Origin of the sequence: Bradyrhizobium cosmicum, assembly GCF_007290395.2 — a bacterium.
GTDB lineage: Bacteria > Pseudomonadota > Alphaproteobacteria > Rhizobiales > Xanthobacteraceae > Bradyrhizobium > Bradyrhizobium cosmicum.
In genome coordinates this window covers 3,281,248-3,301,063 of sequence record NZ_CP041656.2, presented here as the reverse complement: position 1 = coordinate 3,301,063, position 19,816 = coordinate 3,281,248, and the positions used below count along the sequence as shown (strand labels likewise).

Sequence of the window (19,816 nt, the reverse complement as noted above, 5' to 3'; positions counted from 1 at the left end):
AACTGCATCTAGCCGCACAGGTTCCCCTCGCGATCGTCATTCGCCGCCTTGTCGGGAAGCGGGTGGGTTGCTGCGGCCGGCGGCGGATAGTGGCGCCCATCCGACTTTGCAGGAAATGAGCCATGTCAAATCCCCCGCGCCTTCCCGACACATTCAGCCGCCTGGCCTGGTCCAATCTGGCGGCACAGTCGGCCGAGCAGATCGCGCTGGCTGCGGCTCCCATCGTCGCGGTGCTGACGCTTGGGGTCGCCGAAGGCCAGACCGGGCTGCTCCAGACCGCGCTCACCCTGCCCTTCGTCCTGTTCGCGATCCCGGCCGGCCTGCTGGCCGACCGGATCTCGCGCCGCTCGCTGATGGCCGGCGCCGAGGCGCTCCGCGCGGCGGCGCTGGCGGCCATCGTGGTGCTGCTCGCGCTCGGCGCGCTCAATCTGCCGCTGCTGGCGTTGCTCGGCTTTGCAGCCGTGTGCGGCACTGTCGTCTACAGCGTGGCTGCACCGGCGCTGGTGCCGTCGCTGGTGAGCGCGGAGCTTCTGCCGGCCGCCAATGCGCGGATTGAGCTTGCACGTACCATCGCCTTCGCCAGTGGTCCTGCGCTCGGCGGTGCGCTGGTCGGCTGGTGGGGTGCGAGCCCGGCCTTCGGCTTTGCCGCCGCGCTCTCGGCCATTGCCGTGGTGCTGCTCTCCGGTATCTACGAGCCCGCGCGGACGCCTGCGCCGCGGCGTCATCCAGTCCAGGACATTCGCGAGGGCGCGGCCTTCGTGTTCCACCATCCGTTGCTGCGACCGGTGTTCATCACCCAGTTCATCTTCAATACCGGTTGGTTCCTGCAGGTCGCGGTGTTCGTGCCCTACGCCGTGCGTCATCTCGGCCTGACCGCCGCCGGCGTCGGCACCGTGCTGACGATGTACGGCGTCGGCATGGTGATCGGCGCGCTACTGGCGACCCGCGTGATGACGCGCATCGCGTTCGGCACGGTGGTCGGCCTCGGCCCCGTCACGGGATTTGTCGCCGCATTGGTGATGGCACTGACGGTGCTGGTCCCCTCGCCTTGGCTCGCGGCCTTAAGCGTCTTCCTGCTCGGGGTCGGACCGATCCTGTGGGTGATCTCAACCACCACGCTTCGCCAGTCCGTGACACCGCCGCGCCTGCTTGGGCGCGTCTCCGCCATCAACATCATGAGCTATGGCGCCCGCCCGCTCGGCTCGGCCCTCGGCGCCATCGTCGGCGGCGTCTGGAGCGCGGAAGCGTGCCTCTATCTCGCGGCGGCCGTGTTCGGCGTGCAGGCGCTGGTGATCTGGCTGTCACCGGCGGTTGCGCTGGATCGGCAACCGGCGATGGTGGGGGATGAGGCCGTGGCGCGGTGTTAGCCGAGGCGTCATTGCGACAGTCGGGTCTAATTCGCCAGATAGCGTTCGTAGCTCCCCGTCACCGGCTCGCTGACGTCGACCTCGGGATCGAGCGTGTAGAGATCCTGGGCGCGGCCGATGCCGCGCAGCGCGAAGCGACCTGTGGAAACGAGATAGCGGCGGCCGGCGGCGTCGAGGCCCTTGTAGAACTCGGCCGAGGCCAGCAACTCGCGATCGACCGAGCGGCTCATCGAGGCGATGCGGCTCACTTCGTTGACGGTCGGCCCCACCACCGTGAAGTCGAGCCGGTCCTCGCTGCCGATATTGCCGTAGAAGACCTCGCCGACATGCAGGCCGATATAGGCGGACGTGGTGGGACGGCCGGCAGCCTCCCGCCGCTTGTTCAGCGCCGCGACGTTCTGACGGGACAGATGCTCGGCCCGCAGCGCGGCGCGTCGGGCATCCGCCATGTCGTCACCGGTGAACATCGCCAGCACGCCGTCGCCGATCAGCTTCAGCACGTCGCCGCCGGCATCGTGGATCGCATCGATCACGGCCTGCGCATAGTCGTTGAGGAACGGGATGATCTCGTCCGGGCCGATGCTCTCGCTGATCCCGGTCGAACCGCGCAAATCCGAATACCAGAGCACGGCGTTGATGCGCTCGGTGACGCCGCGCGAGATTCGCCCGCGCAGAACCTGTTCGGATGCATCGCGACCGAGATAGACGCGCCCGAGCGTGCGCGCGATGTCCATCTGCTGCGCCGACTTGATTGCGAGCCCCAGCACCGGCACGAGATCGCGCAGCGCGGCAAGCTCGCCCTCGCCGAAGCCTTCAGGGCGGCGCGTGGTCCAGCAGGAGTAGAGGCAGTCCATCAGGCCGAGCGCGCCGTTCTCGCCGAAGCGGTGCACGAAGGCGAGATAGTGCGTGTGGCCTTTCTCGGCGAGCTCGCCGATCTGCGAAAAATCCATCGACGGCGCGTCGGCGAGATCGATCACCATCTCGTCCTGGCCGTGCTCGAGCATGTGGAAGAACACCGAACGGCGCCAGCTCTGCGCGGCGTCGCCCTCGGCGGTCGAGCCGTATTCGAACGCGTCGCTCTCGTTGCTGGGACGGTCGCTCCAGCGGAAGCCGCGGCCCTCATAGATCGGATGCAGCGTGTCGATGACGACGAGCCCGCGCGAGAGTTCCAAGCCTTCGGCGCGGCATCGCTCGCAAAAGCCGCGCAGCAGCTCGATTTCGGGCAGGCCCGTAAGGCCCTGGCCGGTCAGCCAGTTCATCAGCGCAAGGCGCGAGGTCAATTGCATGCGCGCTATTATGGCGTGCATTCGTGACGAGCGAAAGGCCGAGCGCGAACCGCGCGCCACCAAGGCTCCCGCCCGCAGCAGGTCGAATATGCCGCAGGCGCGGTTGACGCGCCGGTGCCGCAGGCAGCAAATGCTGGCCGATGACACCGCCGACCAGAAACACTGGCCTATGAGCCAGCGCCAGCTTCCGATCATCCTCGCGCTCGGCACCACGCAGACCCTGGCCTGGGCCTCCAGTTACTATCTGCCGGCTTTGCTCGCCGATCCCATGGCGCGTGACCTCGGCGTCTCCTCCAACTGGATCTTCGGCGCGTTCTCGGCCTCGCTCGTGATCTCCGCGATGCTCGGCCCGCGCATCGGGCGGCAGATTGATCTCGTCGGCGGGCGGCAGGTGCTGTCGGCCTCGAACTTGATCATCGCAGCTGGCCTAGCGCTGCTCGGCGTCTCGCAGTCCGTGGTGGTGATGGCGATCGCCTGGCTCGTGCTCGGCATCGGCATGGCGATGGGGCTCTACGATGCCGCCTTCGCCGCGCTCGGCCGCATCTATGGCACCGAGGCGCGCCGGTCCATCACCGGCATCACGCTGATGGCGGGCTTTGCCTCCACCGTCGGCTGGCCGCTCACCGCCTGGGGCCTGTCCCATATCGGCTGGCGCGACACCTGTTTCGCCTGGGCCGCCGCCAATATCCTGATCGGCCTGCCACTCAACTTCTTCATGCTGCCGGCGATCAAGGGCGCGAAACAGGCCGCAGCCTTGGCCGACAAGCCGCATGTGCCGCTCGACCGCACCATGATCCTGCTCGCCTTCATCTTCGCCGCGGTCTGGACCGTCACCGGCGCGATGGCCGCGCATTTCCCTCGGATCCTGGAGACGACGGGCGCGACGCCGGTCGAGGCGATCGCCGCCGGCGCGCTGATCGGCCCGGCGCAAGTCAGCGCCCGCATCCTCGAAGCCGGCTTCCTCAGCCGCTTCCATCCGCTGTGGTCGACGCGGCTCGCCTGCCTCACCCATCCGCTCGGCGCCGTGGTCGTGGCGATCTTCGGCGGCGCCGCGGCGAGCGCGTTTGCGCTGTTCCACGGCTCCGGCAACGGTATCCTGACCATCGCGCGCGGCACGCTGCCGCTCTCGATCTTTGGCCCGAAGGATTTCGGCTATCGCCTCGGCATCATCGGCGCGCCGGCGCGAATGGCGCAGGCGGTGGCGCCGCTGGCCTTCGGCCTGCTGATCGATGTCATGGGCGCCAGGGTGCTGATAGTCTCGTCCGCGCTCAGCCTCTCAGCACTGGCCGCCCTGTTCCTGATCCGCACCGGGCCGCGGCCGGATTGACCGGCCTGCGGCTTTCGCGCACAAGCGAGCCATGACCGAAGACAACCGCCCGCCCCGCGACTTGAAAGGCCTCCTGCGCTGGGCGACCACCCCGCCGCAGGCCTGGGGCGTCTATCTCCTCGCCATCATCCTGGTCTGGCTGGTCTCGTTCTATGCCGGTTCGCTGCGGCCGAAGAAGGCACCGGACGTGAGCCCGCCGCCGGTCGCGGCACCGCGCAGCTAAGCCGGCTTCGCTTCGCCGGTCGCAATCCAGATTCCGGCGAACACCGCGATCAAGCCGATCAGAAGATTTGGCGTGATCGGCTCGCCGATCAGCAGCGCGGCGAGCAAGGTGGCGGCGATCGGGTTGACCGTCATCGTATTGGCAACGCGGGTCGGCGTTGCCCGCGCCAGTGCCATGACCCAGAGGATGAAGGCGAGCGCACCGCCGCCAATGCCCAGATAAATGCCGGCAATCCACTGCCCCATCGTGAAGTGATCAAGCGCGGCAAAGCTGCCCTTCACGAAACCCGCCAGCACCAGCACGGCGGCGCCCGCACCCATGCCGACCGTTAGAAAGCCGAGCGGACTCGAGCGCTGCATCAGGGGGCGCGATAATACATTGTAGAACGCCATGCAGAACACGGCACCGGTCATGATCAGCTCGCCGCGCCAGGCGCCGGGCGGGCTTCTCGCCAGGCCCGCGGCCAGCGCCGCTGCCACGCCGAGCACCGCGATGCCGACACCGATGATCTTGCGCGCCGTCAGCCGCTCGACGCCGAGGATCGCGCCGACCACCATGGTGTGGAGAGGCAGCGTCGCCAGCGCGAGACTGGCGCGCGCGGCGGTCGTGTAGGATACCGCGACGTTGTAGAGGATGAAGAACAGGCCGAAAAAACAGATGCCGAGCAGCGCCACGGCCGGCAAGTCGGATCGCTGCGGCCAGCGCACGCCGAGGAGCAGCGCGCACGGCAGGAGGCAGAAAAATCCGATCCCCCAGCGCAGGATCGCAAGCAGGACCGGGTCTGCGCCGCCGACGAGATAGCGCGTGACAGCTGCAGCGGAACCGCCAAGGCTGCTCGACGCCAGCGCGATCGCGACCCCGGCCCATTCCGCCACAATTGTCTCCCGTCTCGGAGCTTGTTGCGGGCCCTAGCACGCTGCTGCTGCCACCATCATGGCAGCAGTAGCGGAGCCAGGCTCAGTCGTAAAACTCCGGCGCCATCTTCTGGCTGTCGCGCTGGGCCTTGTCGTGGTTGATCCAGAGCTGCGCCTTCTCCTTGTCGAGCGTGTCGGCGATCTTCTGCATCGAGGCCGTGCTCAGCTCCTTGTTGGCGTTCATGCTGGGCACGCGGCGGTTGTCCCAATTATCCCTGAAGTGGACGGCGTCGCCTGACAGCACCACCGCGCCGGTCTTCGGCAACTTCACCAGCAGCGACTGGTGTCCCGGCGTATGGCCGGGCGTCGACAGGATGGTCACGCTTCCGTCGCCGAACACGTCCTTGTCGCCCGCGAGCAGCTCGACCGGATGCGACGGCTTGAAGCGCGGCTCGTTGTTGGCGCCGGGCCAGTCATATTCGGCCTTCTGCACATAAAGCATGGCCTGCGGGAACAGCTCGACATTGCCGGTATGATCCGGATGCGTGTGCGAGACCGCCATTGACTTGACGTCATCCGGCTTGAGGCCGAGCTGTTCGAGCTGGGCTTGAAGCGTCTTCGGCCGGCGCCAGGTCACGGCCTTCGGATCGGCGGGCGCAAGGCCATTGGGCATGGAAGCGACGGAATCGGCGATGCCGGTGTCCCACAGGAACCAGCCCTTGCCGTGCTTGATCAGGTAGCAGGTGTCGACGAAGTCCATCGTCTTGCCTTCGTTCAGTCCCGGCGTCCAGCGCGAGATGTCCCCGGCGGTGCCCTCCCCGCAATTGAGGACGTAGAGCTTTTCGACGCCGGCCTTCTCCGATTGCGCGACGGCCGCCTCAGCGGACAGTGCGAGCGCGGCGAAGGCGAGAGCAAAGTTCATCGTTATGAGCTTGGGCAGCATCCCTGGTCCCTCCCTGCAGCGTCCTGTTTGGCTGCGACAGGGGGTCAACCCCGGCCACGCCGCGGAATTCCGCCTCCCCCGATCACGTCAATGCGGACAGGTCTCTACCTCGACCGTGACGTGGCTCAGCCCCTTCAAACCGGCGAGCCGCCGCTTGTAGACGGCCGGCTGTTGCGGCGTGTCCGACACCACCGAGACCAGCACGGCACAATGACCGGGGCCGACCTGCCACAGATGCAGGTCGGTGACGCGGTCGTCGCCGGCCTCGATCCGCGCGCGAATGACGCGCTCCAGCTTCTCGTCGGCGCGCACGTCGAGCAGCACAGCGCCCGATGTCCTGATCAGGCCGAACGCCCAGCTCGCGATCACGACGCTGCCGATCAGGCCGACCGCGGGGTCGGCCCAGACCCATCCCGAATACATCGCGACGGCGAGCGCGCCGATCGCCAGCACCGACGTCGCGGCATCCGCCATGACATGAACATAGGCCGCACGAAGATTGTTGTCGTGATGGCCGTGATGATCGTGGTCATGATCATCGTGGTCATCATGGCCATGATCATGACCGTGATGGTGATCATGGCTGTCGCGGAGCAGCCACGCGCTGGCGAGGTTGACGCAGAGCCCGAGCACGGCCACTGCGATCGCCTCGCCGTAGACGATCGGCACCGGGGTGAACAGCCGCAGCACGCTCTCATAGGCGATCTCGACCGCGATCAGGCCGAGAATGATCGCGCTGGAGAAGGCGGCGAGATCGCCGAACTTGCCGGTGCCGAAGGTGAAATGCGAATTCCCCAGATGCCGCCGCGCGAAGCGGTAGGCGAAGGCGGCGATGCCGAGCGCCGCCGCATGCGTGCCCATGTGCCAGCCGTCGGCCAAGAGCGCCATCGAGCCGAACAGCGAGCCGGCGACGATCTCGCCGACCATCATGACCAGCGTCAGGGCGACGACGAGCCAGGTCCGCCGCTCGTTCTCGTCGTGCTTGTCGCCGAGGAAGGCGTGGTCATGGGTCCATTGCTCGATGGAATGGGAATGCATCAGGTCAGGCTCCGGGAATAGATTGCTCTGCCTAATATAGGCCGCGGCAGCCGAACTTTCTAACGCCCATTGCCCAGGAAACCGGCGATTGACAGGCCCGTTCGGTTTCGCTGTAATGCCGCTCATGGGGATTTGAGCGATCTCCCCACGAGGCGACATGCCCAAGTATCGCGTCCCCCGGTTTATGTGAGGACGCATCATGTCAACATTCACGACCATATCATCCGACAAATTGACCCGGCTGATCGGCACGGCGAACGCCCCTGTCCTGATCGACGTGCGCACGGACCAGGATTTTGCAGCCGACCCCAGGCTGATCCCCGGCTCGATCAAGCTCAGCCACGACAATGTCTCCGACTGGGGCGGCGAGCTTTCCGGCCGCTCCGCCATCGTCGCCTGCCTGCGCGGCGCAAAGCTCGCACAGGGCACCGCGGCCTGGCTGCGGCAGCTCGGCGTGCAGGCCGAGACGCTGGAGGGCGGCTTCGAGGCCTGGAAGGACGCCAGGCTGCCGCTGATCGACGCGTCAAAACTGCCGCCGCGCGATGCCAGGGGGCGCACCGTCTGGGTGACGCGCGCAAGGCCGAAGGTCGACCGTATCGCCTGCCCATGGCTGATCCGCCGCTTCGTCGACCCCAACGCGGTGTTCCTGTACGTGGCGCCGTCCGAGGTGGTTGCCGTCGGCGAGCGGTTCGGCGCGGCCCCCTTCGACATCGAGAACGTATTCTGGAGTCACCGCGGCGAGCTCTGCACCTTCGACGTCATGATCGAGGAGTTCGGAATTGCGACGCCGGCCCTGCTCCGGCTGGCGACGCTGGTGCGCGGCGCCGACACCGCGCGGCCCGACCTTGCGCCGGAAGCGCCCGGCCTGCTCGCGGCCTCGCTCGGGCTGTCGCGGATGTACGATGACGACCTCGAACAGCTCGAAGCCGGCATGCTGCTCTACGACGCCTTCTATCGCTGGTGCCGCGATGCCACCGGCGAGACCCACAACTGGCCGACCAACAAGGTGAAGGCGTGATGGACATCCGCGTCGATCAAAAGGGAGCTGATGCCGGTCATGGCATCAGCTTCAGTGAAGCCTTTCGCGTCTGGCTCCGCGTCGCCTGCCTGAGTTTCGGCGGGCCCGCGGGCCAGATCGCGGTGATGCACCGCATCCTGGTCGAGGAGAAGAACTGGATCTCCGAAGCCCGCTTCCTGCATGCGCTGAACTATTGCATGCTGCTGCCGGGACCGGAGGCGCAGCAGCTCGCCACCTATATCGGCTGGCTGATGCACCGCACCGCCGGCGGTCTGATGGCGGGCGGGCTGTTCATCCTGCCCGGCATCATCGCCATCATGGGGCTCAGCTACATCTACGCGGCTTTCGGCAACGTCAGCTTTGTCGAAGCCTTGTTCTTCGGCCTGAAGGCCGCCGTGCTCACCATCGTCGTCGAGGCCGTGGTGCGCGTCGGCAAGCGCGCGCTGAAGAACCGCATCATGATCGCGCTGGCCGCGATCGCCTTCGTCGCGATCTTCTTCTTCGCCGTCCCCTTCCCGGTCATCATCATCGCCGCCGGCCTGATCGGCTATTTCGGTGCGAAGAGCGGACGTCCGGAATTCGCCGGTGGCGGCCACGGCGGCGGTACCAGCACCGCGGCGATCGACAGCATGCTCGGCGACGCCGTGCCCGAGCACGTGCGGCCCGACACCGGACGCACGATTCGAGTCGGCGCATTATGGCTGGCGCTCTGGCTCGTGCCCGTGCTCACGCTGATCCTGGCGCTCGGGCAGGCCAGCGTGTTCAGCCAGATCGCACTGTTCTTCTCGAAGATGGCGCTGGTCACCTTCGGCGGCGCTTATGCGGTGCTGGCCTACGTCGCCCAGCAGGCGGTCGAGCATTATCACTGGCTGAAGCCGCACGAGATGCTCGACGGCCTCGGCATGGCCGAGACCACGCCCGGCCCGCTCATCATGGTGCTCCAGTTCGTGGGCTTCATGGCGGCCTTCCGCGACCCCGGCAGCCTGTCTCCGATGCTGGCTGCGACGCTCGGCGGCCTGCTCGCGACCTGGGTCACCTTCACGCCCTGCTTCCTCTGGATCTTCGTCGGCGCCCCCTACATCGAGCGCCTGCGCGGCAACAAGGGTTTGGCCGGCGCGCTGAGTGCAATCACCGCCGCCGTCGTCGGCGTGATCCTCAACCTCTCGATCTGGTTCGCGCTACACACGCTGTTCCGCGAGACCGTGCCGGTGCACGCGTTTCCGCTGAACTTCGACATGCCGGTGCTGACCAGCGTCGATGTGCCGGCGCTGCTGTTGTCGATCGCGGCGGCAATCGCGATCTTCAGGTTCAAGCTGGGGATGCTGACGGTGCTGGCGGGCAGTTGCGTAGCCGGCGTGGCGCTAAGGTTGGCGGGCGTGATCTAGGACATATTCCGGCGTCCGGCTTGCTATCGGAAGGCGATGTTGAAGCCGACAGGTCTACATGTCGGCCTTGGCCCACAAGCCGACGACGACGCCGAAATAGGGGACACCGTTAAAACCATTCGCGCAGGGAAGGCCGGGCGATCCGGCGAACCTGTGGTCCACCCCGTGTGCGTTTTTTCGGCGCACGGACTTGCGGGTGCCAGCCGGCGCCCGGCCTTCCCTGCACCCTTGTCACGATGAGGGTGAGACGAGAAGCAAAACTCGGGCGTATCAGCCGCGAGAACGCGATGGTGTGTCTGCTGTATGAGACGTGAATTGGAACGACGACATCGCCACTTGCTTCGTCATTGCGAGCGCAGCGAAGCAATCCAGAATCTTGCCGCGGAGAGACTCTGGATTGCTTCGCTGCGCTCGCAATGACGAGGAGGCACTCGGTGCTCGCGCCCTACCGCATCATCATCCGCGCGATCGCCTCGCCGATCACCACCGTCGTGAAATGCGTGTTCGCCCGGCAGTCCGACGGCATGATCGAGGCGTCGGCGACGCGCAGGCCCGAGATGCCCTTCACGGTGCCGTCCGGATTGACCACGCCGTCAGCGTCGTTGACGCCGGTCATGCGGCAACTGCCGGCGGCGTGCTGGATGTCGCCGGTCTCACGGCGCAGCAGCGCATCGAGCTCGTGATCCGGCAGCGCGGCTGCCTGCGGCAGCGTCAGATCGGTGTCGGTGAGCCTGATCCAGTCGGCGATGCCTGATAGCGCTGGCTGGGAGGTGATCACGGCGAGCCGCTTCACCGCGTCCATCATGCGCAGCATGTCGCGGGGATCGGCCAGCATGTTCTCGTCGACAACGGGATCGATCGTAGGGTCCGTCGAGGCCAGCTTGAGCGTGCCGCGCGAATAGGCATTGAACAGCCCGGCGCCGATGGCTCCGGAAACGCCGATGCCACGGTGGTTGAAGGCGATCAGGATCATGTCGCGCTTGCCGCCATTGGCGAGGCCCGAGGAATAGGTCACGCAGCAATTGGTGTGGCGGGTGTCGGGATTGGTCGGCCGCAAATTTTCGTGGAGCTGAATGGTCGCGCGAAACAGCGGGTGGTCGAAGAAGTGCTTGCCGACCGGCAAGTCACGCTCCACCGCAATCCCCATCGCTTTCAGCTCGTCGGCCGGCCCGACACCCGAACGCAGCAGGATCGCGGGACTGTGGATGGCACCGGCGCACAGCACGATCTGGCGCGCGCTGATGTCGTGGGTACCCTGCCCCTCGATGTGGACCCGGAGGCCGGTCGCACGGCCGTCGCTGATCAGCACGCGATCGACCAGCGCATGCCCGCGGATCTCCAGATTGGCACGACCGCGCGCGGGTTCGAGATAGCCCTCGTTGGTGGTGATGCGGCGCAAATTGCGGCTGTTGATGGGATAGCAGGCGACTCCCTCGCCGTCCGGGCCGTTGACGTCGTCGCACCAGGGATAGCCGCTCGCCAGCGCCGCATCGCGCAGGCCGCGATCGATCGGGCCCCATATCTCCGGCGGAGCACGATCGACCGGCAGCGGTCCGCCGCGGCCGTGGCCTTCGGCGTCGCCGAACTCAAGATCGTCCTCGATCACCGAGAACAGCGGCATCACGTCCTTGGCCGACCAGCCGGTGCAGCCATTGGCGGCCCATTCGTCGAAGGCATCGGCGACGCCGCGGATGGCGATCTGGCCGTTCATCATCGATGAGCCGCCGAGCCCCTTGCCGCGCCAGTAGAAGCGCGGCTCCTGCTCCGCCACACGGCGCGTCAGCAGATGCGGCCACTGCCACTTCTCCTGATATTCGCGCTTGTGGATGATCGGGATCGGGTTCGGCGTCCTGACTTCCCAGGGCGCCTCGTCGGCGCGCCAGTCCAGACCCGCTTCGAGCAGCAGGACACGCCGTGCGGGATCCTCGGAGAGCCGTGCCGCAACGGCGGCGCCGGCAGAGCCGCCGCCGACAACAATGACATCGTACATCGCGTTACTTCTCAACGTTCCAGAACACCGGGATGGCGGACGGTATCAGACCACGCAGAGTGGCGCGATAGGCCGCGGGCTGCGCGAACTGGCCCCACGGGATCGCGGGCGCCTGATCGTACATGATGGACTGGATTTCGCCGGCGATCTTCTTGCGATCCTCCTCGGCGGGCGCCTTGGCGAACGCCTCCATCAAGGGCGTGATGCGCGCATCGCATTGCCAGCCGGTGAAGTCGGCGCAGTTGAAGGCGACCATGACGTTGGTCAGCGGCGAACCAAGGTCAAAACCGCCGGCGTGAACGCCATAGACGCTCCAGCCCTCCTTCTTGGCACGGCGCGCCAGCACGCTCGCCCAGTCCATCACCTGCAGATCGACGTTGAAGCCGGCCAGCTTCAGCCGCTCGGCCAGCACCTGCGCGGAGACGCGCGGGGCTTCGAGATCGTTGGCCTCCATCACGACGACGGGCTCGCCGGCATATTTCGTCGCCTTCAGCGCGGCCTTCGCCGCCTCGATCGACGGCTTGGCGGCCGCTTCCGTGCCGGCCTTGCTGTCATAGGTGGTGCCACAGGTGAAGAAGGTGGCGCAGGGCGTGGCGTATTTGGCATCGAGACCGAGCGCGTCCAGCACCTCGCGCTGATCGACCAGCTTCCACAGCACGCGCCGGATCGCGGGATCATCGAACGGCTTCGATGCGGCGTTGAGGCGATAGGCGCCCGCGAACATGTTGCCGCCGGTGAAGTTGACCAGCTTCACGCGGGCGTTCTTCTCCAATTGCGGCAACAGGTCGAACGGCGCGTATTGCATGAAGTCGACCTCGCCAGCCTGGAGCGCGGACGCGGCGGTCGAACCGTCAGGAATGACACGGATCTCAAGGGTGTCGACGTTGACGCGCTTGCCCCCGGCGAGGAAATCGGCGGGCTCCGAGCGCGGCACATAGTCGGCGAACTTCTTCAGGATCATGCGATCGCCGGTGCGGTGATCGGCCTTGCTGTAAACGAACGGGCCAGAGCCGATGATTTCGGTGATGCGTTGGTCGCCGGGCGTTTTGGCAATACGCTCGGGCATCATGAAGGCGACCGGGCTGACGGGATTGCCCAGCGCGTCGATGACGAGGCCCGAGGGCTCCTTCAACGTCAGCACGAAGGTCTTCGCGTCGGTCGGCTCCAGCGACGCCGTGATCGCGAAGATGCGACGGCCGAGCGCGCTGCGGGTGCCCCAGCGGCGCAGCGACGCGACGCAATCGGCCGCCGTCACCGGCTGGCCGTCGTGCCACTTCAGGCCGTCGCGCAACGTGAAGCTGTAGGTCAAACCATCGGCCGAGACTTTCCAGTCCTGCACCATCTGCGGCTTGATTTCGCCTTTGGAATCCTTCGCAAACAGAGTGTCGAACACCATGTAGCCAAACGTGCGCGTAATGTAGGCAGTCGAGAAGTGCGGATCGAGCGTGACGATCTCCGCCTCGAGCACAGCGACGAGATTTCCCGCCGCATGCGCCGGCGCCGCGACAATCGCGAGCCCGAGCAGCGCCGGAATGAAAGTCTTCAATTTGAACATTGATGCCTTTTTGGGGTTTGACGAGTCGTTTGCAGTCGCCAGGAAAAAGCAATGTTCGTGCCCATGCGGCATAAGCACGTATGCGCTCACGACTATCTGCCACGCGTTTGCGTGCAAAGAGATACGAGTTGGGGAGCGAGCCTACTACCTCTCGTCATTGCGAGCGCAGCAAAGCAATCCAGAGTCTTTCCGGAGAGGCAGTCTGGATTGCTTCGCTGCGCTCGCAATGACGATGTGGAGGCAGATGTGCGTACACTGCGCGCAGCGTGGGTCGCGGCTCAGCGCCGCAACGCCAAGAGCGTTGCAGCGCGTCCGGGACACGAGAGCCGCCCTACCCGATCACCTTGCCGAACTTGTTCGACTTCGGGAAACCCTTCGGCGGCAGGCGGCCGGCGTCGGCGCGGCTGCCTTTCCACTCCGCGAGCTCCTTCATGGTCGCGGAGAATTCGCGCCCCGCGGAGTCTTTCCAGGTCAGGCCCGCCTTGGCGTCGAACACCGCAATGTCGGACAGGCCGCCGTCCTTGTACTTCTGCAGGCGGACGCCGCGGCCGCGCGCCATCTCCGGCACCTGGTCGAGCGGGAAGATCAGCATCTTGCGGTTCTCGCCGATGACCGCGACGGTGTCACCGATCACCTCGGTGACCGCGCGCGCCTCGTTCGGCATGTCGACGTTGAGGACCTGCTTGCCCTTCTTGGTGGTGCCGACGCAATCGTCCTCGTTGACGACGAAGCCCTGGCCTTCGTGGCTCGCGACCAGGAATTTGCGTCCGCCCTTGTTGACGAACAGCGCAACCGGCGCGGCCTCCTGCTCGAGGTCGATGAACAGCCGGATCGGCTCGCCGTGACCGCGGCCGCCCGGCAGCTTTGCGACATCGAGCGAGTAGAATTTTCCGTTGGTCGCGAACAGCAGCAGCTTCGAGGTCGTCTCCGCGAAGAACGCGAAGCCGAGCTTGTCGTCCTGCTTGAAGGTCAGGCCGGAGAGATCCTCGACATGGCCCTTCATGGTGCGAATCCAGCCCTTGTCGGACACGACGACGGTGACCGGTTCGCGCTCGACGAGGGCTTCCTCCATCGCCGCGAGATCGTGCTCGGGTGCATCCGCAAAAGTGGAGCGGCGCTTGCCGAGCGGCGTCTTCGGCCCGAACATGTCGCGGACCTTGCCGACCTGCTCGCTGACCTTCTTCCACTGCTCCGGCTCGGACGCGAGCACCGCGTTGATGCCCTTGAGTTCGTTGCGGAGATTCTTGTCCTCGGTGCGGATCTCCATCTCCTCGAGCTTGCGCAACGAACGGAGCCGCATGTTGAGAATGGATTCAGCCTGAACTTCGGTGAGCTTGAACGCCTTGATCAGCGCCGGCTTCGGCTCATCCTCGGTGCGGATGATCCTGATCACCTCGTCGATGTTGAGATAGGCAATCAGAAGCCCGCCGAGGACTTCCAGCCGGTTCTCGATCTGCGTCTTGCGATAATTGGTGCGGCGGATCAGCACGTCGCGCAGATGATCGAGCCATTCGCGCAGGCACTCTGCGAGGCCCACCACCTTCGGGACGCGGCCCTTCAGCAGCACGTTGAGGTTCAGCGGAATCTTGTTTTCGAGCTCGGTCAGCCGGAACAACGATTCCATCATCAGGGCAGGATCGACGTTCTTCGACTTCGGCTCGATGACGAGGCGGACGTCTTCGGCCGACTCGTCCCTGACATCCCCGACCAGCGGCAGCTTCTTCTGGTCCAGCAACTCGGCAATCTTCTCGACGAGGCGCGACTTCTGCACCAGGAAAGGGATCTCGGTGACGACGACGACCCAGGTGCCGCGCGTGCCCTCTTCCTGCTCCCACCGGGCGCGAACGCGGAACGAGCCGCGGCCGGTCGTGTAGGCTTCCGCAATGGCCTGCTTGGAATCGACGATGATGCCGCCGGTCGGGAAGTCCGGGCCCTTCACCCACTTCAACAGTGCCTTCGACTTCGCGTCGGGCTTCTCGATCAGATGCAGCGCGGCCTCGCAAAGTTCGGCGGCATTGTGCGGCGGGATCGAGGTCGCCATGCCGACCGCGATGCCCTGCGCGCCGTTGGCGAGCAGGTTCGGGAAGCCGCCCGGCAGAACCACCGGCTCCTTGGACTGGCCGTCGTAGTTGGGACGGAATTCGACCCCGTCCTCATCGATGCCGTCGAGCAGAAGCCGCGCGACGTCGGTCATGCGCGCTTCGGTGTAGCGGTAGGCGGCGGGATTATCGCCGTCGATATTGCCGAAATTGCCCTGGCCGTCGACCAGCGGGTAGCGCGAGGAGAAGTCCTGCGCGAGGCGCACCATGGCGTCGTAGATCGCCTGGTCGCCATGCGGATGGAACGAGCCCATCACGTCGCCGACGATCTTGGCGGATTTCTTGAAGGCCGTGCCGGGGTCGAGCCTGAGCAGGCGCATGCCGTAGAGAATGCGCCGGTGCACCGGCTTCAGGCCGTCGCGCGCGTCCGGCAGCGCACGGTGCATGATGGTCGAGAGCGCGTACGCAAGATAGCGCTCTTCCAGCGCTTCACGCAGCGGCACGTCGTGAATTTCGGCCGGTTCTTCCGGCGGAACGATTCGTTTTCCCATGCCGCCCGGTTAAACCGTGGAAGCGAATCGGGCAAGGATCGATTGGTTCCCTGTGGGCTTCTATTGCCCCGCCCAGCCGGCTGTGAAGGTCTGCTGGGTCTTGGCCTGCGCGGTCACGGGCGCATTGGTCAGGCAACGCCGGGCCACCTCGATCTCGGCCTCCGTTGCGCCCTTGGACCGCGCCCATGTCTCTGCGGCCGCGGCGGAATATTTCGCCACATAGTACCGCACGACCGTGCAGGATGCCCGGCGAAACACGCCGGATTGCGGTTCGGCGGCCATGGCATCCGGCGCGAACGCAAGCAGCGCCACCGAGAAGGCAAATCCCCTGATCAACCTTTAGGCCGTCCCCGTGATGGAACCTGCCGGGCCAACTCGACCTGCCGGCTTTCGTTCCCGGGGGGCGCCATGTTCCATGACAGGGCAGAGCCGCCGTGAAGTCATGGCGCCGGAAGCGCCGCCTTGGCCTGCTGACGTGTCAGGGCATTGATGAAGCCGGCCCGCGCGTCGGAATGGCCCTGCCCCCGCGGCTCCAGCACGTGGCGCAGCAGGAACAGGCCGGTGAGCCGGAAGCCGTCCTGCAGATCCTCATCGGTAAGTTCGCCCTGCACTTCGCCTTGGCGCAGGAACGGCGGCAGACGCAAGAGGCGGTCGCGCCACGGCTCGCCCGCACCGCGTGACACCGCACCACCGGATTTTGGCGAGACATAGATCAGGTCCGTGGTCTCCCCGGTCACGGCGCAATTGTCCAGCGCCAGCCCGAAGCCGAGTTCGGCCAGCATCGCCAGCTCGAAATGGATCACGTGCACGGCGGCGCTGCCGATATCGTCGAAATCATCGAGCGAATGTTCGAGCATCGCAAACATCTCTTTGTGCGGATCGCGTTCGGGCAGCAGCCGCGCAATCGAGGCCAGATGGGTGACACCGTAGACGCCGTGGGAGGCCCCCAGCAGCGTCGCCGCGCGCAGCTTCAGGCCTTCAATCGCATAGGTACCGAGATGCTCGTCGAGCCGCGCCCGCCACACCACGCTGACGCTATTGCCGGGCTGCAGCAGCGGCCGCATCCGCGAGCCGGCGCCGCCGCGGACCAGGCCAAGATGCCGTCCATGCGCGCGGGTCAGCAGCTCGACGATGGCGCTGCTCTCGCCATGCCGCCGCACGCCCAGCACGATGCCTTCGTCGGTCCATTCCATCGAAGCAAGTGTAGCGCATTTACCGCACCGCGCGAAACCTCACGCGTTGAACCAGCCCTTCGCATCCCCGCTGAAGGAGAAATACAGGCCCATCGCCGTCAGCACGCAGGAGACGATCTCGATGGCGCTGTCGAGCTCCATCCCCTTCTCGCCGATGATCTGGCCGAGCGAGATCACCGACAGCGCCAGGGCTGCCGCCAGCACCCAGCGCGGCCAGTTCTTGCGCCAATGCGCCGCCAGCCAGACGAAGTAGACCAGCAGCAGGATCATGCAGCCGGCGAGCAAGGTCGCCGTCATGATCATCTGCTCGGTCATCTCGGCATTGGGCGTGCGGTCCTGCACCGCGACCGAGAGGGCATCCAGCATCAACGATGCATAGAGCAGCGCTTCGAAGCGCCGGACGTTGCTGGGTACGCTCATCGGGGACCGATCTTTTCTTGGTTATTCCCTGGGAAATTCCAGGCCCATCTCGCGATAGCGATCGGGATCGTCGCCCCAGTTCTCGCGCACCTTCACGAACAGGAACAGATGCACCGGCACGCCCAGGATTTCGCCGATCTCCTTGCGCGAGTCCGCACCGATCGATTTGATGGTCGCGCCGCCCGCGCCGAGCACGATCTTGCGCTGGCTCTCGCGCTCGACGAAGATCGTCTGCTCGATGCGCACCGACTTGTCCTTGCGCTCCTCCCACTTGTCGGTCTCGACCGTGGACTGGTAGGGCAGTTCCTGGTGCAGCTTGCGATAGATCTTCTCGCGGGTGATCTCGGCCGCGAGCTGCCGCATCGGCGCATCCGACATCTGGTCCTCGGGATAGAGGAACGGGCCCGGCGGCACCATCTCGGCAAGCGTCTGCCTGAGGTCGTCGACGCCGTCGCCCGAGATCGCCGCGATCATGAAAGTCTTGGCGAAGGCCATACGCTCGTTGGCGGCCTGCGCCAGCGCCAGCAGCTTCTCGCGCTGGACCAGATCGACCTTGTTGATCACCAGAATCTTCTCGTGATTGACGCTCGCGACCTTGGTGAGGATCGCCTCGGCTTCCTCGTCGATGCCGGCCTTGGCGTCGATCAGCACACAGACGAGATCGGCATCATGCGCCCCGCTCCAGGCGGTCGAGACCATGGCGCGGTCGAGCCTTCGCTTGGGCAGGAAGATGCCGGGCGTGTCGACCAGGATGATCTGCGCGTTGTTCTCGATCACGATGCCGCGGATCAGCGCGCGCGTGGTCTGCACCTTGCGCGAGACGATTGTCACCTTGGCCCCAACCAGCGCATTGACCAGCGTGGATTTGCCGACATTCGGCGCGCCAATGAGCGCGACGAAGCCGCAGCGCGTCGCGGCAGGCGTCTCACCGCTTGCTTCAGCCGTCATTGCCGCCGCCAACACCTTCACGTTCGATCATCACCGAGGCCGCCACCTTCTCTGCCGCACGCTTGCTGCCGCCAATGCCTTCGGCCGGCGCCAATCCCGGTAAGTCCACCGCGACGCGGAACTGCGGATCGTGATGCGGGCCGGTGCGCTCGACCTCGCGATAGACCGGCGTCGGCAATCCCTTGCCCTGCGCCCATTCCTGCAGCACGGTCTTGGGATCGCGCAACGGACGCCGCGGCTTGTGCATGCGCTCGGTCCAGTTCCGCTTGACGAAGTCGGACGCCGCCGCGTGGCCGCCGTCGAGGAAGATGGCGCCGATCACGGCCTCGCAGATGTCGCCGAGGATGGACTTGCGCAGACGTCCGTCGGCGGCGGGGCCGACCGAACCGAGCTTGATGTCGTCGAGCAGACCGAGCGACTTGGCGACATCGGCGCAGCTTTCCTTGCGCACGAGCTCGGCAAGTCGCTTGGACAGCTCGCCTTCGTCGGCGTTCGGGAAGGCGTGATAGAGCATGTCGGAAACGACGAGCCCGAGCACGTGGTCGCCGAGGAATTCGAGCCGCTGGTAGCTGTCGCCGCGCTTGCGCCCGGACTTCAGCGCCGAGACATGCGTGATCGCCTGGATCAACTGGTTCGGATCCGCAAAGCTGTAACCAATGCGCGCCTCGAGCGCTGCATTCGCGTCAGTCGCCTTGACCTTGGCCTTGCGTACCCGCTTCTTCTTCGCAGGCGTCTTCGATGCAGCTTCGCCCTCAGGGACGGCTTGCGCCTCGATCGGCTGGCTTGCGATATCCTTGGCTTCGTCTTTCATCGGACGATTTTGAAGAAGCGATTCCAGCGCACCGCCCACGGCCAGCGCCAGAACATCCAGGCGTGCTCGCCTTCGGCGATGGAGAAGAAGATCATCTGGGCACGGCCGATCAGGTTTTCCTGCGGCACGTAGCCGACCTGGCCGAGGAAGCGGCTGTCGGTGGAGTTGTCGCGGTTGTCACCCATCATGAAAAAATGGCCGGGTGGCACGTTGTAGACGTTGGTGTTGTCCATGTAGCCGTTGTCGGCGCAGTCCAGCGTCTCATAGGACACGCCGTTGGGCAGCGTCTCCTTCCAGCGTTTCACGCGAGAGATGCCGCCACCTTCGGAGCCGCAGGGATCCTCGCCGACGAACTCGCTCATGCGCTGCCGCTCGACCGGGGTGTCGTTGATGTAGAGCAGCCCGTCCTTCATCTGGACGCGATCGCCGGGAAGGCCGATGACGCGCTTGATGTAGTCGGTGGAATCGTCCTTCGGCAGCCGGAACACCACGATGTCGCCGCGGTTCGGATCGGAGCCCCAGATCCGCCCCGAAAACAGCGGCGGCGAGAACGGGATCGAGTAGTGGCTGTAGCCGTAGGAGTATTTCGAAACGAACAGATAGTCGCCGACCAGCAGCGTCGCCTTCATCGAACCGGACGGAATGTTGAACGGCTGGAACAGGAACGTGCGGATCACCAGCGCGATCAGGAGAGCGTGGATCACGACCCGGATCGTCTCGCCGACGCCGCTCTCGGTTTTTGTTCCTGAAGTCACGCTCATTGCTCTCTCAATTCCGGCCGGCGGTCACAGAGCGCCCTCCTCCCGCGAACAGCCCATCGCTCGCGGCCCAAGGAGATTGTCCTGATTCTGATAGTGAGGGCCAATTC

Annotated in this window: 18 protein-coding genes; 5 read left to right on the top strand and 13 right to left on the bottom strand. The window is 65.7% G+C overall.

The window, feature by feature from the left end:
* Positions 1–122: 122 nt before the first annotated feature.
* Positions 123–1,367, top strand: coding sequence for an MFS transporter (locus FNV92_RS15865; protein ID WP_143845746.1), 1,245 nt, complete (start codon positions 123–125; stop codon positions 1,365–1,367).
* 26 nt (positions 1,368–1,393) lie between these two features.
* Here FNV92_RS15865 and FNV92_RS15860 read toward each other — a convergent pair whose 3' ends face one another.
* Positions 1,394–2,653: an adenylate/guanylate cyclase domain-containing protein gene (locus FNV92_RS15860; RefSeq protein ID WP_143845747.1), complete on the bottom strand. Its 1,260-nt coding sequence runs from the start codon at positions 2,651–2,653 to the stop codon at positions 1,394–1,396.
* A 169-nt stretch (positions 2,654–2,822) separates the two neighbouring features.
* On the opposite strand from FNV92_RS15860, the gene FNV92_RS15855 reads away from it, so the two are divergent.
* Both FNV92_RS15855 and FNV92_RS15850 read left to right on the top strand, forming a co-directional pair.
* Positions 2,823–3,980 carry an MFS transporter gene (locus FNV92_RS15855; RefSeq protein WP_143846303.1) on the top strand — a complete coding sequence of 386 codons (1,158 nt, stop codon included), beginning with the start codon at positions 2,823–2,825 and terminating at the stop codon, positions 3,978–3,980.
* Between the two features lie 31 nt (positions 3,981–4,011).
* Positions 4,012–4,203, top strand: coding sequence for a hypothetical protein (locus FNV92_RS15850; protein WP_015685669.1), 192 nt, complete (start codon positions 4,012–4,014; stop codon positions 4,201–4,203).
* Here FNV92_RS15850 and FNV92_RS15845 read toward each other — a convergent pair.
* The 3 genes from FNV92_RS15845 to dmeF all read right to left on the bottom strand — a co-directional run bounded on the left by FNV92_RS15845 (position 4,200) and on the right by dmeF (position 7,038).
* Positions 4,200–5,078 carry a DMT family transporter gene (locus FNV92_RS15845; protein WP_143845748.1) on the bottom strand — a complete coding sequence of 293 codons (879 nt, stop codon included), beginning with the start codon at positions 5,076–5,078 and terminating at the stop codon, positions 4,200–4,202. The genes FNV92_RS15850 and FNV92_RS15845 overlap by 4 nt on opposite strands.
* Before the next feature lie 82 nt (positions 5,079–5,160).
* Positions 5,161–6,000 carry an N-acyl homoserine lactonase family protein gene (locus tag FNV92_RS15840; protein WP_168213697.1) on the bottom strand — a complete coding sequence of 280 codons (840 nt, stop codon included), beginning with the start codon at positions 5,998–6,000 and terminating at the stop codon, positions 5,161–5,163.
* Between the two features lie 87 nt (positions 6,001–6,087).
* On the bottom strand, positions 6,088–7,038 hold the full coding sequence (gene dmeF / locus FNV92_RS15835) for a CDF family Co(II)/Ni(II) efflux transporter DmeF (protein ID WP_143845749.1): 951 nt from the start codon (positions 7,036–7,038) through the stop codon (positions 6,088–6,090).
* A 199-nt stretch (positions 7,039–7,237) separates the two neighbouring features.
* On the opposite strand from dmeF, the gene FNV92_RS15830 reads away from it, so the two are divergent.
* Together FNV92_RS15830 and chrA are read left to right on the top strand one after the other, a co-directional pair.
* Positions 7,238–8,056, top strand: coding sequence for a chromate resistance protein ChrB domain-containing protein (locus FNV92_RS15830; RefSeq protein ID WP_143845750.1), 819 nt, complete (start codon positions 7,238–7,240; stop codon positions 8,054–8,056).
* Positions 8,056–9,441, top strand: coding sequence for a chromate efflux transporter (chrA, locus tag FNV92_RS15825; RefSeq protein ID WP_143845751.1), 1,386 nt, complete (start codon positions 8,056–8,058; stop codon positions 9,439–9,441). Before FNV92_RS15830 ends, chrA begins: the two co-directional genes overlap by 1 nt.
* A gap of 445 nt (positions 9,442–9,886) precedes the next feature.
* Here the strand turns inward: chrA and FNV92_RS15820 are convergent, their stop codons facing one another.
* The 9 genes from FNV92_RS15820 to lepB all read right to left on the bottom strand — a co-directional run bounded on the left by FNV92_RS15820 (position 9,887) and on the right by lepB (position 19,709).
* A complete protein-coding gene (locus FNV92_RS15820) occupies positions 9,887–11,431 on the bottom strand; it encodes a GMC family oxidoreductase (RefSeq protein WP_143845752.1) in 1,545 nt (514 codons plus the stop codon).
* A gap of 4 nt (positions 11,432–11,435) precedes the next feature.
* On the bottom strand, positions 11,436–12,986 hold the full coding sequence (locus tag FNV92_RS15815; RefSeq protein WP_015685661.1) for an ABC transporter substrate-binding protein: 1,551 nt from the start codon (positions 12,984–12,986) through the stop codon (positions 11,436–11,438).
* A 331-nt stretch (positions 12,987–13,317) separates the two neighbouring features.
* On the bottom strand, positions 13,318–15,576 hold the full coding sequence (gene parC, locus FNV92_RS15810; RefSeq protein ID WP_143845753.1) for a DNA topoisomerase IV subunit A: 2,259 nt from the start codon (positions 15,574–15,576) through the stop codon (positions 13,318–13,320).
* Positions 15,577–15,636: 60 nt separating this feature from the next.
* Positions 15,637–15,858: a hypothetical protein gene (locus FNV92_RS15805; RefSeq protein WP_143846305.1), complete on the bottom strand. Its 222-nt coding sequence runs from the start codon at positions 15,856–15,858 to the stop codon at positions 15,637–15,639.
* A 158-nt stretch (positions 15,859–16,016) separates the two neighbouring features.
* Positions 16,017–16,769: a DNA repair protein RecO gene (gene recO, locus FNV92_RS15800; RefSeq protein ID WP_143845754.1), complete on the bottom strand. Its 753-nt coding sequence runs from the start codon at positions 16,767–16,769 to the stop codon at positions 16,017–16,019.
* A 39-nt stretch (positions 16,770–16,808) separates the two neighbouring features.
* Entirely contained in the window at positions 16,809–17,189 is a 381-nt protein-coding gene (locus FNV92_RS15795) for a hypothetical protein (RefSeq protein WP_143845755.1), read from the bottom strand.
* A 21-nt stretch (positions 17,190–17,210) separates the two neighbouring features.
* Positions 17,211–18,137 (bottom strand): GTPase Era, encoded by a 927-nt coding sequence (gene era / locus FNV92_RS15790; RefSeq protein WP_143845756.1) that lies wholly within the window; start codon positions 18,135–18,137, stop codon positions 17,211–17,213.
* Positions 18,127–18,948 (bottom strand): ribonuclease III, encoded by an 822-nt coding sequence (gene rnc / locus FNV92_RS15785; protein ID WP_143845757.1) that lies wholly within the window; start codon positions 18,946–18,948, stop codon positions 18,127–18,129. Before rnc ends, era begins: the two co-directional genes overlap by 11 nt.
* Positions 18,945–19,709 carry a signal peptidase I gene (gene lepB / locus FNV92_RS15780; protein ID WP_015685654.1) on the bottom strand — a complete coding sequence of 255 codons (765 nt, stop codon included), beginning with the start codon at positions 19,707–19,709 and terminating at the stop codon, positions 18,945–18,947. The genes rnc and lepB overlap by 4 nt, the downstream gene beginning before the upstream one ends.
* Between the last annotated feature and the right edge of the window lie 107 nt (positions 19,710–19,816).

Coding starts and splice junctions, on each gene's coding strand:
- FNV92_RS15865 (WP_143845746.1), top strand. CDS start 123: ATGTCAAATCCCCCGCGCCTTCCCGACACATTCAGCCGCCTGGCCTGG.
- FNV92_RS15860 (WP_143845747.1), bottom strand. CDS start 2,653: ATGCAATTGACCTCGCGCCTTGCGCTGATGAACTGGCTGACCGGCCAG.
- dmeF (WP_143845749.1), bottom strand. CDS start 7,038: ATGCATTCCCATTCCATCGAGCAATGGACCCATGACCACGCCTTCCTC.
- FNV92_RS15855 (WP_143846303.1), top strand. CDS start 2,823: ATGAGCCAGCGCCAGCTTCCGATCATCCTCGCGCTCGGCACCACGCAG.
- lepB (WP_015685654.1), bottom strand. CDS start 19,709: ATGAGCGTGACTTCAGGAACAAAAACCGAGAGCGGCGTCGGCGAGACG.
- FNV92_RS15815 (WP_015685661.1), bottom strand. CDS start 12,986: ATGTTCAAATTGAAGACTTTCATTCCGGCGCTGCTCGGGCTCGCGATT.
- chrA (WP_143845751.1), top strand. CDS start 8,056: ATGGACATCCGCGTCGATCAAAAGGGAGCTGATGCCGGTCATGGCATC.
- rnc (WP_143845757.1), bottom strand. CDS start 18,948: ATGAAAGACGAAGCCAAGGATATCGCAAGCCAGCCGATCGAGGCGCAA.
- FNV92_RS15805 (WP_143846305.1), bottom strand. CDS start 15,858: ATGGCCGCCGAACCGCAATCCGGCGTGTTTCGCCGGGCATCCTGCACG.
- FNV92_RS15830 (WP_143845750.1), top strand. CDS start 7,238: ATGTCAACATTCACGACCATATCATCCGACAAATTGACCCGGCTGATC.
- FNV92_RS15795 (WP_143845755.1), bottom strand. CDS start 17,189: ATGAGCGTACCCAGCAACGTCCGGCGCTTCGAAGCGCTGCTCTATGCA.
- FNV92_RS15840 (WP_168213697.1), bottom strand. CDS start 6,000: ATGCTGCCCAAGCTCATAACGATGAACTTTGCTCTCGCCTTCGCCGCG.
- FNV92_RS15850 (WP_015685669.1), top strand. CDS start 4,012: ATGACCGAAGACAACCGCCCGCCCCGCGACTTGAAAGGCCTCCTGCGC.
- era (WP_143845756.1), bottom strand. CDS start 18,137: ATGACGGCTGAAGCAAGCGGTGAGACGCCTGCCGCGACGCGCTGCGGC.
- FNV92_RS15820 (WP_143845752.1), bottom strand. CDS start 11,431: ATGTACGATGTCATTGTTGTCGGCGGCGGCTCTGCCGGCGCCGCCGTT.
- recO (WP_143845754.1), bottom strand. CDS start 16,769: ATGGAATGGACCGACGAAGGCATCGTGCTGGGCGTGCGGCGGCATGGC.
- parC (WP_143845753.1), bottom strand. CDS start 15,576: ATGGGAAAACGAATCGTTCCGCCGGAAGAACCGGCCGAAATTCACGAC.